Raw genomic sequence first — 12610 nt, forward strand, 5'->3', positions numbered from 1 at the left:
TAAGAGAAGACGGTGGCCCAATGCTTCAATCCCACACGCGCCTCGTACGCAAACTGCAGGACGCCCTCGGCGAACGCCTTTGCATTGCACTGGATGACCCGAGTGTTGTCGAGATCATGCTCAATCCAGACGGCAATCTGTTTATCGAGCGGTTGGGCCATGGCATAGCGGCAGCAGGGGAGATGACCGCGAGTGCCGCAGAAACGGTCATTGGCTCGGTCGCCCATGCGCTCCAAACGGAGGCCGACTCCGATCGCCCTATCGTTTCGGGCGAGCTTCCGTTCGGCGGGCATCGTTTCGAGGGGCTGCTGCCCCCGATCGTCCAGGCGCCGACGTTTACGATACGTCGTCGTGCATCGCGACTGATCCCGCTGGAGGACTATGTCACCTCCAAGATCATGACGGAAGCACAGGTGGCGATCATCCGCAGTGCCATTGCCAACCGGCTCAATATTGTCATTGCGGGTGGAACTGGGTCCGGAAAGACGACGCTTGCCAATGCCGTCATCGCCGAAGTCATCAACACGGCCCCGGAGGATCGAATGGTAATCCTCGAAGACACCGCCGAAATCCAATGCAGCGCCGAGAATGCAGTCTGCCTCCACACGAGTGACGCGGTCGATATGGCGCGTCTTCTTAAAAGCACGATGCGACTACGGCCGGACCGCATCATCGTAGGGGAGGTGCGCGATGGTGCAGCACTGACCCTCCTCAAAGCCTGGAATACGGGGCATCCGGGCGGTGTCACAACGATCCATTCCAACTCTGCGATGTCTGCTCTTCGCCGTCTCGAGCAACTGACCGCCGAGGTGAGCCAACAGCCAATGCAAGCCGTGATCGGCGAGGCCATCGACCTGGTGATCTCGATTGAGCGAGCGGGCAGGGGGAGACGGGTCCGAGAAGTGCTCCACATCGAAGGCTTCAACGGATCGCGTTACCAGACCGAACATTACCCCCAGATCGATGAGAACAGCCATGCTGCATAAACGTGCCATCCGACTGGGCCTGCTCGCTACCTTCTGTTTTGCTTGCATTGCCACCCCGGCACTTGCCGGATCCGGCGGAAACCTTCCCTGGGAGGCACCGCTCGAACAGATCCAGGAATCCATCACAGGCCCGGTTGCCGGCTACATCGCGCTGGCTGCGGTCGCGATCTCTGGCGCCATGCTGATTTTCGGCGGCGAGCTCAACGACTTCGCGCGCCGCCTGATCTACATCGTCATGGTCGCCGGCATTCTGCTTGGCGCGACAACCATTGTTGGCCTGTTCGGATCGACCGGCGCTTCTGTCGCTTTGCTCAACAGCACAAGTCGGATTGCCAAGGTCGCCGTCTTGATCGGAGCGGGGGAGGGGGCAAATGGCTGAAGCCGGCAGCACCCTCCGCCGCAACCGCATTCATCGGGCATTGTCGCGACCCACGCTCTTGATCGGCGCCGATCGCGAACTCGTCCTTTTAACCGGACTTGCCTCCGTCATCCTGATCTTCGTCGTTCTGACCGTCTATTCCGCGATTTTCGGGATCGCAATCTGGATCGGCCTGGTTGGCATTCTGCGCATGATGGCAAAGGCCGACCCTCTGATGCGCAGGGTCTATGTGCGCCATTTGAACTACCGCGGTCACTATTTGCCAACTTCATCGCCCTGGCGACAATTCTGAGGGTCGTTGATGGTTGCTCTACGCAGGTTTCGATCCAAGAACCCGTCCTTCGCAGATCTGGTCCCCTATGCAGGCCTGGTCGACAATGGCATCCTACTGCTGAAAGACGGAAGCCTGATGGCCGGCTGGTACTTCGCCGGCCCCGACAGCGAAAGCGCCACCGATTTCGAGCGCAACGAACTGTCCCGACAGATCAATTCAATCCTGTCTCGCCTGGGTACTGGGTGGATGATCCAGGTGGAGGCGGTTCGCGTTCCAACGACGGCGTATCCGTCGTCCGAGCGAAGCCATTTTACGGACATGGTGACGCGGCTAATAGACGAGGAACGTCGCAGCCATTTCGGCAGGGAAGCTGGGCACTTCGAGAGCCGCCATGCGCTCATTCTGACTTACCGACCGGTGGAGCCCGGCAAAACCCGGCTCACCCGCTACGTCTATTCCGACGCGGAAAGCCGCAACGAGAGTTATGCCGACACGGCGCTCAAGGCGTTTCGCCACTCGATCCGTGAGATCGAGCAGTATCTTGGCAACGTCATTTCGCTGCAAAGAATGCGGACGCGAGAGGTGCCAGAGCGCGGAGGCGCTCAGGTGGCCCGCTACGACGAGCTGTTTCAGTTCATCCGGTTTGCCATCACCGGAGAAAACCACCCCGTGCGGCTTCCGGAAATCCCGATGTACCTGGATTGGGTTGCAACGGCGGAGCTGGAACATGGGCTGACACCACGTATCGATGGGCGGTTCTTGGCCGTGGTTGCCATGGACGGGCTGCCCGCCGAGAGCTGGCCCGGGATCCTCAACAGCCTCGACCTCATGCCCTTGACCTATCGCTGGTCCTCACGCTTCGTCTTCCTCGATCCGGAGGAGGCCCGTGAGCGTCTTGAGCGAACGCGCAAGAAATGGCTGCAAAAGGTCAGGCCTTTTCTCGATCAGTTATTCCAGACCCAGTCCCAGTCGATCGACCAAGACGCGCTGGCGATGGTAGCCGAGACCGAGGACGCAATGGCTGAGGCCTCCTCGCAGCTCGTTTCCTACGGCTACTACACACCGGTCATCGTCATTTTCGACCAGAGCCGCGAGCGCCTGCAGGAGAAGGCAGAAGCCGTTCGACGTCTGGTCCAAGCCGAAGGGTTCGGCGCCAGGATCGAGACACTGAATGCGACGGACGCATTTTTGGGAAGCCTACCGGGCAACTGGTACTGCAACATTCGGGAACCGCTGATCAACACCCGCAACCTTGCAGACCTCATACCGCTAAACTCGGTCTGGTCAGGAAGTCCCGTGGCGCCCTGTCCCTTCTATCCCAAGGCTGCTCCGCCACTGATGCAGGTGGCTTCGGGGTCCACACCCTTTCGGCTGAACCTGCATGTCGACGATGTCGGCCACACGCTGATCTTTGGCCCGACCGGATCCGGTAAATCCACGCTTCTGTCGCTGATTGTAGCGCAATTCTGCCGATACGAACAGGCGCAGATCTTTGCCTTCGACAAGGGGTGTTCGATGATGCCGCTAACGCTCGGTGTCGGAGGCGATCACTACGAGATCGGTGGAGAGGCGGAGGAAGGGAGACATCTGGCATTCTGCCCGCTGTCTGATCTTGCGTCGGAAGCCGACAGAGCCTGGGCCTGCGAATGGATCGAGATCCTCATTTCACTGCAGGGGGTCACACTTACGCCAGACCATCGCAATGCGATCTCCAGGCAGATCAGCCTGATGTCCTCAGCGTCCGGCCGATCTCTTTCCGACTTTGTCAGCGGCGTGCAGCTGCGCGACATCAAGGATGCGCTTCACCACTACACGGTCGACGGGCCGATGGGCCAGCTTCTGGATGCCGAGAGCGACGGTCTCGAACTGGGTAGGTTTCAGTGCTTCGAGATCGAGCAGTTGATGAACATGGGCGAGCGCAATCTGGTGCCTGTCCTCACATACCTGTTCCGCCGGATCGAAAAGAGGCTTGATGGGTCTCCAAGCCTGATCATCCTCGATGAGGCCTGGCTGATGCTCGGCCACCCGGTGTTTCGCGAGAAGATCCGCGAATGGCTCAAGGTTCTACGCAAGGCAAATTGCGCCGTCGTCCTTGCTACCCAATCGATATCGGATGCGGAGCGATCGGGGATCATAGACATCCTCAAGGAATCCTGCCCAACAAAGATCTGCCTTGCCAATGGTGCTGCCCGCGAGAAGGGAACGCGGGAATTCTACGAGAGCATCGGTTTTAACGAACGGCAGATCGAGATCGTCGCAAACGCCATTCCTAAGCGGGACTATTACGTTGCGTCTGCTGACGGCCGCCGGCTCTTCGATATGGCACTTGGGCCCGTCACCCTTTCCTTCGTCGGCTCTTCCGGCAAGGCGGATCTGGCGCGCATTCGGGCGCTTTCATCCAAACACGGCAAGGACTGGCCAAGCCACTGGCTTACCGAGAGAGGGATCAAACATGATATTTAAAGACACCCCACCCCGCAGGCTGGAGCGGATATTCCTCAGCCTGGTCCTGGCCACATGCCTGACCGCCAACCCGGTCCGATCGCATGCGGGTGCGGCGACCGGTGGTGCAACGGAATGGACGCAGCTTCTCAACAACGGCGAACTCGTTTCGCTTGTCGGGCAGTCGGGTCAGCAAATCGGAAACCAGATCACCCAAATCAGCCAGCTTGCAGAGCAGATCCAGAACCAGCTCAAGATCTATCAGAACATGCTGCAGAACACCGCCCAGCTACCATCCCATGTCTGGGGTCAGGTCGAACGGGACCTCGGTCAGTTACGCGACATTGTGGATCAGGGGCAGGGTATCGCATTCTCGATGGGCAATGCCGACGATCTCCTGCGCCAAAGGTTCAAGAGCTATGCCGAGTTGAAGACGGATCTGCCGGATGCGGAGAGCTTCTCCTCCACCTATCAGGCATGGTCCGACACCAACCGGGACACGATTGCAGGGACCCTTAGGGCCGCGTCACTGACGGCAGAGCAATTCGACAGCGAAGAAGCAACCATGACCGAGCTCCGGTCGATGTCGCAGTCGGCTGATGGGCAGATGAAGGCGCTGCAGGTCGGGCACCAGATTGCGGCTCAGCAAGTGTCCCAGATGCAAAAGCTTCGCGGCATCGTCTCCCAGCAGACGACGATGATGGGCACCTGGCTGCAAAGTGAGCAGACGGACAAGGATCTCGCCCAGGCTCGCCGCGAAGCATTCTTCAATGCCGACGTTCAGGACATCCCAGAGGGGCAGAAGATGGAGCCGCGCTGGTGAATATCCGCCTGAAACTCGTCACCATCCTGATCGTCGTCGCTGCGCTTTCTTCAGCCGCAACCGCCGTGATCATCAAATTCTCACCCAAGTCGACCATGCCGGAAATGAGTGAAGAGCAACGCTCTACCCGGCAAAAATTCTTCGGCACGAACGGCAAGCTTCAACCAATCGAAAAGGGTCAGGAGATGCGCCCCCGATGGTGAGAGAACTCAAGCCCATTTTGACAGCACTCGTTGCGGCAGGCCTTGCTTGCATCCTGTCCACCGCACCGGCGCTTGCACAGACCGGTCAAGTCCTGACCGAGCTGGAAAACCAGGTTTCTGTCGCGGCAAAGGGTTGGGAGACCACTATCATGGAGGCCGCTCGATCCTTGTTCTGGATCCTAGCTGGTATCGAAGTCGGGATCGCCGCCGTTTGGCTCGCGATCCAGGCAGCAACCCTCGATAGCTGGTTTGCCGAGCTCGTGCGCCGCATCATGTTCATCGGCTTCTTCGCATTCGTTCTTGCCCAGGGGCCGACATTTGCAAAGGCCGTGGTCGACAGCCTGTTCCAGATCGGATCTGGCAGCGGTACGGCCTCACCGGCCGAAGTCTTCGACGCGGGGATCCGTGTTGCCGCTCAAATGTCGGAGCAGGCAAAGTTCGGCGTTTTCGAAGACAATGCGCTCGCAATTGCCGCAGTACTTGCCATGGGCATCGTGGTCATCTGCTTCTCTCTGGTAGCGGCAATTTTTGTCTCCGTCATGGTCGAAATGTATGTCGGCCTGCTGGCCGGCATGATCATGCTGGGTCTCGGCGGGTCCTCCTACACAAAGGATTTCGCGGTTCGATATCTCGTCTATGCCTTTGGTGTCGGCATGAAGCTGATGGCGCTCGTGATGATCTCCAAAATCGGCTCCGAGGTCCTGCTTGGCCTGGCTGCAGCACCGACAGCAGAAACCGACCAGTTCATCACAACGCTTGCGATCGCCGGCATATCGGTCGTCGTCTTCATCATCTCCATGTACGTGCCCAACATCATGCAAGGGGTGGTGCAGGGCGCCTCGGTCACTGGCGGAATGGAAACCATCAGACACGGAGCCCAAGCGGGCCAGATGGCACTCGGAGGTGCCGTCCTTGGTGGCAAAGTGGCAGCTGCCGGATATGCAGCGGCAAAGGCTGCCCATGCTGAAGGGGCATCTGTCGGAGGAGCGGCTTACCACGGCACAATGGCGGGCATCGGCTCCGGCCTGGCGGCCGTTGGATCCGCCGCGATGGACAAGGCAATCGGGGCACCTGGCGCCCATGCCAGTACGCTTCTCGGGTTGGCGAACGCCAAGCTCGATCAGGCCAGCAGCAGCGCGAAGATGCCGTCTGCGGCTTCCTCCAAGCAATCTTGAACGAACAGACAAGGACATGCCGATGGCAGTGCAACGCGCACCGGAAAACCCGTATCTTGCTGCAAGGCAGGAATGGTCGGAACGATACGGCTCTTACGTCAAGGCGGCCGCTGCATGGCGGGCGGTCGGCATATTGAGCCTCGGCATTGCTGTTATCGGCTTCAGCTACGCGCTTTATCTCAGCACGCAGGTCAAGCTCGTGCCTTACATTGTCGAAGTCGACAAACTCGGCAACACCGTCACGGGCGGCTTCCCTCAGCAGATCGAATATGCCGATACGAGGGTTGTGCGGGCGACACTCGGAAACTTCGTCGCGAGCTTCCGTTCCATCTCGCCGGATGCCGTGGTGCAGAAGCAGTACATCGATCGCACCTACGCGCTTTTGCGGACGAGCGATCCGTCGACCCAGAAGGTCAATGCCTGGTTTCGCGCAAACTCTCCCTTTGAGAAAGCGGTGAGCGCGACCGTCGCAATCGAAGTCAACAACATCGTTGCGCTGTCCAATCACACCTACCAGCTGGATTGGACGGAGTATGAACGCGATCGAAAGGGCAAGGAGTTGGCCACCCGTCGCTTTCGGGGAATTGCGACTGTCGCGATCACCTCACCCCAGGATGAAGCAACCATCCGTCTCAATCCAATCGGTGTCTACATCACGGACTTCGATTGGACAGCGCAACTCTGACAGCAGGGACTCTGGAATGACGATCAAAAAAAACAACGCGTTGGCTGGCTCGCTGCTCGCGATATCGGTCTCGCTCGCCTTCAGTCTACCGGCGATTGCTCAGAGCCTGACCAACAACGAAGCCCGAGCCACCAATCTGTCCGGCAAGTGGCGAGGTCAGGCTGGCCTCGTCACGCGCGGACCAGACGGCAAGGTCATCTTCCTCTTCGGAGAGACGCAGCCCTCGGTCGTCTGCTCTCCCTTGCAGGTTTGCGATATCGAGCTGCAGGGCGGGGAGATCGTCCGCGACGTTCTCGTCGGCGATACCGTGCGCTGGAAAGTTGAGCCGGCAACATCGGGCGCTGCTGGCGGGCAAGCGATCCACCTCATCGTCAAACCCTCAGAACCAGGCCTCGTGACGTCTATGGTCGTCACCACATCGCGCCGCACCTATCACATTCAATTGAAGTCCCATCCAAGCCAATACATGGCGCGTGTCGGGTTCGAATATCCGGAGGATGCTGCAACGAAACTCGCAGATATCAACGCGCGGGTTCAGGCGATGAACGGACCCGGCGGGGGCACGGCACCCGAGCAGCTCTCTTTCTCCTATTCGATGAGTGGCAATGCCCCATGGCGGCCGAAACGCGTCTATTCCGACGGACAGAAGACCTACATCCAGTTCGCACGCACGATATCCGGCCAGGATGCGCCGGTCCTCTTCGTCGTTTCGGGCGGGCAGAACCGTGTCGTGAACTACCGCATGAAGAACGACATGATGATCGTCGACTACGATATCGACAAGGCGGTCCTCTTGTCGGGGGTCGGATGGCGCCAGCAGAAAATCACCATCAAGCGGGGAGGGTAATGCATGCGCTACCGCTATCTCCTCGCCTTTCTCATTCCTCTGATCGTTTCGGGGTGCCAGACGGGTGCGCCTGGATCTGACGCAAGCTCCGCGCCGGTAGAAATTTCTGGCCCGGCAGCCAGCGCAATTGCCGGCGACATGGCTGCGCGCTTTGCTGAACAGGCGGGTGCCACAAAGACACCCCTCAAGCTGCAGGCTGATGCATCCGAATATTCCATTGCGCTCGAATCCGCCCTGAAAGGATGGGGTTACACCGTCGTCAGGAAGGTTGCGGGCCCGGACGCCGGAAAGGAAAAGGGAGCGAAACCGACCGAACTCTCTTACGGGCTGAGCGCAGCAGACGGGCAGGTGCTCGCTCGGATCTCGACAGACAAGTTTGCCATGGGGAGAGCCTATTCGGTCAACAACGGGACAGCGGCGCCATCTAGCCCCTTGTCTTTGATGACATTCAACTGAGGAATGGAACGAGCATGGTTCAATCGCTGCAACTTGGAAATCCATCTCAACCAGCCAATGAAAGCGGCATGAAGCGGCTCAACCGCATGCCGGTGTTTTTTGGCATAGGGATCACCGTCCTGTTCCTCGCAGTGCTGGTCTATGGGCTTTCGTCGCGTGGGCTGAGGTTCGGTCAACAGACATCGGAAAGAGCCACATCCGGCGGATCAGCATCGAATTTTGCAGAGCAAATGAAGCGCGGCGTTAAAGACGGGATCATCGGCGACCGGGCCGAGCAAGGTGTGTTCCAGCCCACACCCGCGCCACCCGCACCTGCCACCCCTCCTGCCACTGTTCAGGAACAGAGGATAGAGCCGCACGAGGCACGCCGGCCGCGCATGGAATCGGAGGAGGAATGGAATGCCCGGATGATCCGCGAGCAGAGAGAGCAGATCTTGCGCGAGCAGCAGCGGCAGCGCATGGCGAGCCTCCAGGCAAAGGGGGCCGCGTTCGATTCACCGCTTGAGGTCGATATCAGCGATGTCGCTGACAAAGGCGGACAAACCACCGGTACTGCGCCTCGGGCTTCGGCGACGGCCACCGCCAATTCAGCCTCTGATCTCTATTCCGCAGCTCTCAGGTCGGCTGCAGCAGGGCAGGGGGGTGATCAGAACGGTCAGGCGGGGAAAGAGGAGTTTTTCAACTCGGACCTGAAGGAGCTTGGCTATTTGCCGAACCAGGTTGTGCCGCAGCAGTCACCATATGAACTCAAGCGCGGTTCCGTCATCCCGGCCACCCTGATCACGGGGATCAACTCGGATCTTCCCGGTCGGATTACCGCGCAAGTCAGCCAGAACATCTATGACAGCGCAACGGGGCGCCATCTGCTCATTCCGCAAGGAACGAAACTCTTCGGGCGCTATGACAGCAAGGTTTCGTTCGGCCAGAGCCGCGTTCTCGTCGTCTGGACGGATATCATCTTCCCGAACGGCTCAACCCTGCAGATCGGCGGGATGGCTGGTACGGACGCCGAGGGGTATGGCGGTTTCAGGGACAAGGTCAACAATCACTACGCACGAACCTTCGGTTCGGCAGCACTCGTGGCACTGATCGGAACGGGGATCGACATGGCGGTGCCGGAGAGCTCAACGCTCAGCACTCAGGACACGGCGTCCGATGCTGCGAGACGTAATTTCGCGGAGTCATTCGGACGCGCTGCCGAGCAGACGATATCGAGGAACCTCAACGTGCAGCCTACGATCAAGATCCGGCCAGGACATCGTTTCAACGTTGTTGTCGATCAGGATCTTGTCATCCCACAATTGGGACAACACAATTAAATTCTGGAAATTAAATAGCCAGTTCAGTGTGTTGCACGATTCTACGGGCTCGTGCGTGTCGCGTAAAAAGAAGCTTGAGGCTGTTAAATCTTCTTCCTTGGTCATATCCATATCTTGAAAGAATCCGGCCATTTGCCCCACTAGTGGACAGACTGCGTCTGTTGGCATGAAGTGGCAATTCAAAAAATTGGAATGCTGACAAAACTCTGCGTGGCGGGCACACACCAGCCCGCCCGTAGGCACCATAATTCATTAAGTTATGCATAACGATAACAGTCAAGCCGGTGTAGCAACTTGATATCACACGTCGCGAGCCCCCAAACGCTGCTTTGTCGCAGCTGCTGCTCAACAAACGCCGAACAATCCTGAGCCACGAGGTTGTGAACGGGCTGGAGGATAACTGGCAAAACATACTCGACGGCGCAACCGTTTACGGCCGTTTTCATGCTGCCGGCGCTACTGGGACTCGAAAATCCTTCGGAGCTTTCCTCGCTTTCGTCCACCGCAACGATATGGTTGCCATGCTCTGTCACGACCTCGCTCGCGACAGCCTCAAATACTTTTGATTGTACTTATATATTGATTTCATTTGCAGTTGTAAATTTCTACTTCTAAGATACAATTCTGAAGTCGCCGCAGCTTCAGTTGGACGTCTCTGCGGTGTTTGTTGAGGGAATGATGGACAACAGTGGGGTACGTGCAACTAAAATCAAGGAGCCACTTTCCGACGACGCAAGGAAGAGGCTGGTTGAGGCACACGCTGCGCTGCAGTCGACCGTCGGACAAGTCGTGCTCGCGATGAGTTCGGCACCACGGTATCGCAGCACAATGCTTTCTGAACTTACGAATCTTGTGATTGATCCATTGCTCAATGACAGAATTGCAATTGCCGTACAGAAGTCGGCGTCGGGGGTGGAGCCACCAGCTATCGCAATTTGGGCGACGGTCAGCCCCGAAGTCGATGCGAAGATTTCCGAGCAGACGGCGGCAGGCGTATTTCCAGTGCGTCTAAAGCCCGCCGACTGGCGAAGTGGCGAGATCGCCTGGCTGCTTGATGTTATCGCACCGACGCGCGAGCTGGCGACGGCAGTGCTGCGAAACTTCAATCAGGTTTCCAAGCAGAACAATGTCAAAATACATCCTATAGTCGCTCGTCTGGTCGACCCTGAGATTTTGAGCAAACTTTCTTCCAAGACTGGTCCATTAGGATCTCTAACCGACGAGCCTGAGAAGGCTCTAAACTAATAATGTCAATACGTGAAGGTCCGTGCCTCAATGGGGCGCCGGTCTGCGTCAATGAAAAGCTGAGCGCTTTGTAACGGAGCGGGAGCGCAGATAACGATTTGAATTCAATTCTATAGCTTCGGAATCCTCTCGGGATGCAGCATCCGCATGAATAACATCACGCCACTGATCTTCCTGACGCTCGGCATACTCGTCGTGCTTACGGCCATCATTTATGCGTTTCTTCGCATCGGAGGATATTGGCTAACCGGTCTTCTCAGCCGTGAGCGCTGGCTAACGACCCTCCTTCAGATCCTAATTGTGACAGCGGTAGCGACGCCGATCCTCTTTTTGGCCGTGGATCGTTTGAAGGGCAACATTGTAGGCGCTCTTGCCCTGACCGCGACCGACCCGCGTGAACTGTGGGAAGGATATGAAACGTCGACGAGTTGGGAGCGCGTGACGTTTCAGTTTCCGGACAAAGACCAGATGGAATCGCCAACGGTCACGCCGCTCATGGTCCTGGCAATTCCGCGCGTTTACATCAACAAGCTGACACCGCTGGAATCCGGAAGCGGCCTTTCCAGCATTGGCCTCAATGTCATCTCCTCGACCTTCGAACCATACCGTTTGGGCATCCAAAAGATTGCAGCCGAAAGGAAAGCCAGTGGCCTTCCTGACGGCTGGAGGAAAGGAGAAGCGTCTCCAGAATTGAATATAGTACTGCGAAACGATCCGGTGCTGTCAGAGGAGGAGCGTCAGAGGACGTTACGCGACTTCGTTCTTAGTCGAAACGCCAGTGATGAGGCCTGCACACAGCAAGCTGGGCCTTTTCCAGGTTCCGTCGAGTATCGACCGAGGAATAGCAATTCTCCCGCCAGCCCGGACTGCCTCAACGCGTACGATGGCGACGGATTTTTTGCGATCCTAATCTACCGCGATGGTCGCCTTGTTCACAGCGTCATCTGCCGGGAGGCAACTACTCCATGTTTTGCGACGGGATATCGTCGGAACAATTGGTTTTATTATATTAATTTTTCGAGGCTCGAGTTCGCGGAAACGCTGAACTTCCTACAGCGGACAGATAAGCTCCTGTCCGAATTCGAAGTCCGTCCCGATCTCCAATCGTAGGAGCAATCATGGCAAAGGTGAAGATTACCTCCAATTACACCATGTCCCTGTCCACAGCCGAGCTGGGTATGCTGCGCGGCTTGATTGAGTCAGGTGACCGAGCTGCCTTCTACATGGCTTACCATGCGATGACGGGCTCTTCAGAGGCCTTACTGACAGGCAAGATCTCGACTTTCAGCGAGACGACAGGCGGTACGGCATTTGCGGCAAATTGGCTCCTCCAGGATCAATATCGTGAGGGGGGGCCCACAGGCCAGGACGCCTACTCAGGTATCTATTTCCTTTCGCAGCAAGTCGCGCTGCAATCGTATGCGGCCATTTTGGAGGATGCTATTGGTGTTGCTTATTCAGCAGAAGATGGAGATCTCAGATTTGACGGCATTGCCGACGGCATCGTCACCGATACCCGATTGTTCAATTCCTCCTTCAACGGCTGGGACCTGAACAGGATTGAATTCCTGTTTCCCGGCAATATGTTAGTTGTAGGGCTATTGCCAGCCTATACATATCTGGAGAATCCAGATTCTTTATCCATTGCCGAAGCAACTGTCCGTCGTCGAATGATTTGAGACGTTTTGGGCTTTGGAAGAATGGAGTTTCCGGCTCGGTTTGCGGGTTGATTTAAGCCGCTTTGGCTTGGTGGTTCAAGCGGCGCTGTCTGATGGT

General features: G+C 57.5%; 14 protein-coding genes. All 14 read left to right on the top strand.

Going from position 1 to position 12610, the window contains the following annotated elements:
* Positions 1-20 precede the first annotated feature (20 nt).
* Positions 21-986, top strand: coding sequence for a P-type conjugative transfer ATPase TrbB (gene trbB / locus ACSV9I_RS21465; protein WP_438330770.1), 966 nt, complete (start codon positions 21-23; stop codon positions 984-986).
* Positions 976-1365, top strand: a complete 390-nt coding sequence (locus ACSV9I_RS21470) for a TrbC/VirB2 family protein (protein ID WP_438330771.1) — start codon at positions 976-978, stop codon at positions 1363-1365. The genes trbB and ACSV9I_RS21470 overlap by 11 nt, the downstream gene beginning before the upstream one ends.
* The gene (locus ACSV9I_RS21475) at positions 1358-1657 is read left to right on the top strand and encodes a conjugal transfer protein TrbD (RefSeq protein ID WP_438330772.1); all 300 of its coding nucleotides are present in this window, start codon (positions 1358-1360) and stop codon (positions 1655-1657) included. The genes ACSV9I_RS21470 and ACSV9I_RS21475 overlap by 8 nt, the downstream gene beginning before the upstream one ends.
* Positions 1658-1666: 9 nt before the next feature.
* Positions 1667-4102 (top strand): conjugal transfer protein TrbE, encoded by a 2436-nt coding sequence (locus ACSV9I_RS21480; protein ID WP_438330773.1) that lies wholly within the window; start codon positions 1667-1669, stop codon positions 4100-4102.
* Entirely contained in the window at positions 4092-4904 is an 813-nt protein-coding gene (gene trbJ, locus ACSV9I_RS21485; RefSeq protein ID WP_438330775.1) for a P-type conjugative transfer protein TrbJ, read from the top strand. Before ACSV9I_RS21480 ends, trbJ begins: the two co-directional genes overlap by 11 nt.
* A complete protein-coding gene (gene trbK, locus ACSV9I_RS21490; RefSeq protein WP_438330776.1) occupies positions 4901-5107 on the top strand; it encodes an entry exclusion protein TrbK in 207 nt (68 codons plus the stop codon). Before trbJ ends, trbK begins: the two co-directional genes overlap by 4 nt.
* A complete protein-coding gene (trbL, locus tag ACSV9I_RS21495) occupies positions 5101-6282 on the top strand; it encodes a P-type conjugative transfer protein TrbL (protein ID WP_438330777.1) in 1182 nt (393 codons plus the stop codon). The genes trbK and trbL overlap by 7 nt, the downstream gene beginning before the upstream one ends.
* Before the next feature lie 22 nt (positions 6283-6304).
* Positions 6305-6967 (top strand): conjugal transfer protein TrbF, encoded by a 663-nt coding sequence (locus ACSV9I_RS21500; RefSeq protein ID WP_438330778.1) that lies wholly within the window; start codon positions 6305-6307, stop codon positions 6965-6967.
* Between the two features lie 16 nt (positions 6968-6983).
* Positions 6984-7814: a P-type conjugative transfer protein TrbG gene (gene trbG / locus ACSV9I_RS21505; protein ID WP_438330780.1), complete on the top strand. Its 831-nt coding sequence runs from the start codon at positions 6984-6986 to the stop codon at positions 7812-7814.
* A 3-nt stretch (positions 7815-7817) separates the two neighbouring features.
* Complete coding sequence (gene trbH / locus ACSV9I_RS21510; protein ID WP_438330781.1) at positions 7818-8270, top strand: conjugal transfer protein TrbH; 453 nt, start codon at positions 7818-7820, stop codon at positions 8268-8270.
* A 14-nt stretch (positions 8271-8284) separates the two neighbouring features.
* Complete coding sequence (gene trbI / locus ACSV9I_RS21515) at positions 8285-9589, top strand: IncP-type conjugal transfer protein TrbI (RefSeq protein ID WP_438330783.1); 1305 nt, start codon at positions 8285-8287, stop codon at positions 9587-9589.
* A gap of 645 nt (positions 9590-10234) precedes the next feature.
* Positions 10235-10834, top strand: a complete 600-nt coding sequence (locus ACSV9I_RS21520) for a toxin-activating lysine-acyltransferase (RefSeq protein ID WP_438330784.1) — start codon at positions 10235-10237, stop codon at positions 10832-10834.
* Between the two features lie 147 nt (positions 10835-10981).
* The gene (locus ACSV9I_RS21525) at positions 10982-11944 is read left to right on the top strand and encodes a hypothetical protein (RefSeq protein WP_438330785.1); all 963 of its coding nucleotides are present in this window, start codon (positions 10982-10984) and stop codon (positions 11942-11944) included.
* Positions 11945-11952: 8 nt separating this feature from the next.
* Complete coding sequence (locus ACSV9I_RS21530) at positions 11953-12513, top strand: hypothetical protein (RefSeq protein WP_438330786.1); 561 nt, start codon at positions 11953-11955, stop codon at positions 12511-12513.
* The last annotated feature ends 97 nt before the right edge of the window (positions 12514-12610 follow it).

The organism is Rhizobium sp. G187 (assembly GCF_051549525.1).
Lineage (GTDB): Bacteria > Pseudomonadota > Alphaproteobacteria > Rhizobiales > Rhizobiaceae > Allorhizobium.

What these genes read in the sequence shown, in the direction of transcription:
- ACSV9I_RS21475 (WP_438330772.1), top strand. Translation starts at nt 1,358, where the DNA reads ATGGCTGAAGCCGGCAGCACCCTCCGCCGCAACCGCATTCATCGGGCA.
- trbB (WP_438330770.1), top strand. Translation starts at nt 21, where the DNA reads ATGCTTCAATCCCACACGCGCCTCGTACGCAAACTGCAGGACGCCCTC.
- ACSV9I_RS21500 (WP_438330778.1), top strand. Translation starts at nt 6,305, where the DNA reads ATGGCAGTGCAACGCGCACCGGAAAACCCGTATCTTGCTGCAAGGCAG.
- ACSV9I_RS21480 (WP_438330773.1), top strand. Translation starts at nt 1,667, where the DNA reads ATGGTTGCTCTACGCAGGTTTCGATCCAAGAACCCGTCCTTCGCAGAT.
- ACSV9I_RS21530 (WP_438330786.1), top strand. Translation starts at nt 11,953, where the DNA reads ATGGCAAAGGTGAAGATTACCTCCAATTACACCATGTCCCTGTCCACA.
- trbG (WP_438330780.1), top strand. Translation starts at nt 6,984, where the DNA reads ATGACGATCAAAAAAAACAACGCGTTGGCTGGCTCGCTGCTCGCGATA.
- trbH (WP_438330781.1), top strand. Translation starts at nt 7,818, where the DNA reads ATGCGCTACCGCTATCTCCTCGCCTTTCTCATTCCTCTGATCGTTTCG.
- trbL (WP_438330777.1), top strand. Translation starts at nt 5,101, where the DNA reads ATGGTGAGAGAACTCAAGCCCATTTTGACAGCACTCGTTGCGGCAGGC.
- trbJ (WP_438330775.1), top strand. Translation starts at nt 4,092, where the DNA reads ATGATATTTAAAGACACCCCACCCCGCAGGCTGGAGCGGATATTCCTC.
- trbI (WP_438330783.1), top strand. Translation starts at nt 8,285, where the DNA reads ATGGTTCAATCGCTGCAACTTGGAAATCCATCTCAACCAGCCAATGAA.
- ACSV9I_RS21470 (WP_438330771.1), top strand. Translation starts at nt 976, where the DNA reads ATGCTGCATAAACGTGCCATCCGACTGGGCCTGCTCGCTACCTTCTGT.
- ACSV9I_RS21525 (WP_438330785.1), top strand. Translation starts at nt 10,982, where the DNA reads ATGAATAACATCACGCCACTGATCTTCCTGACGCTCGGCATACTCGTC.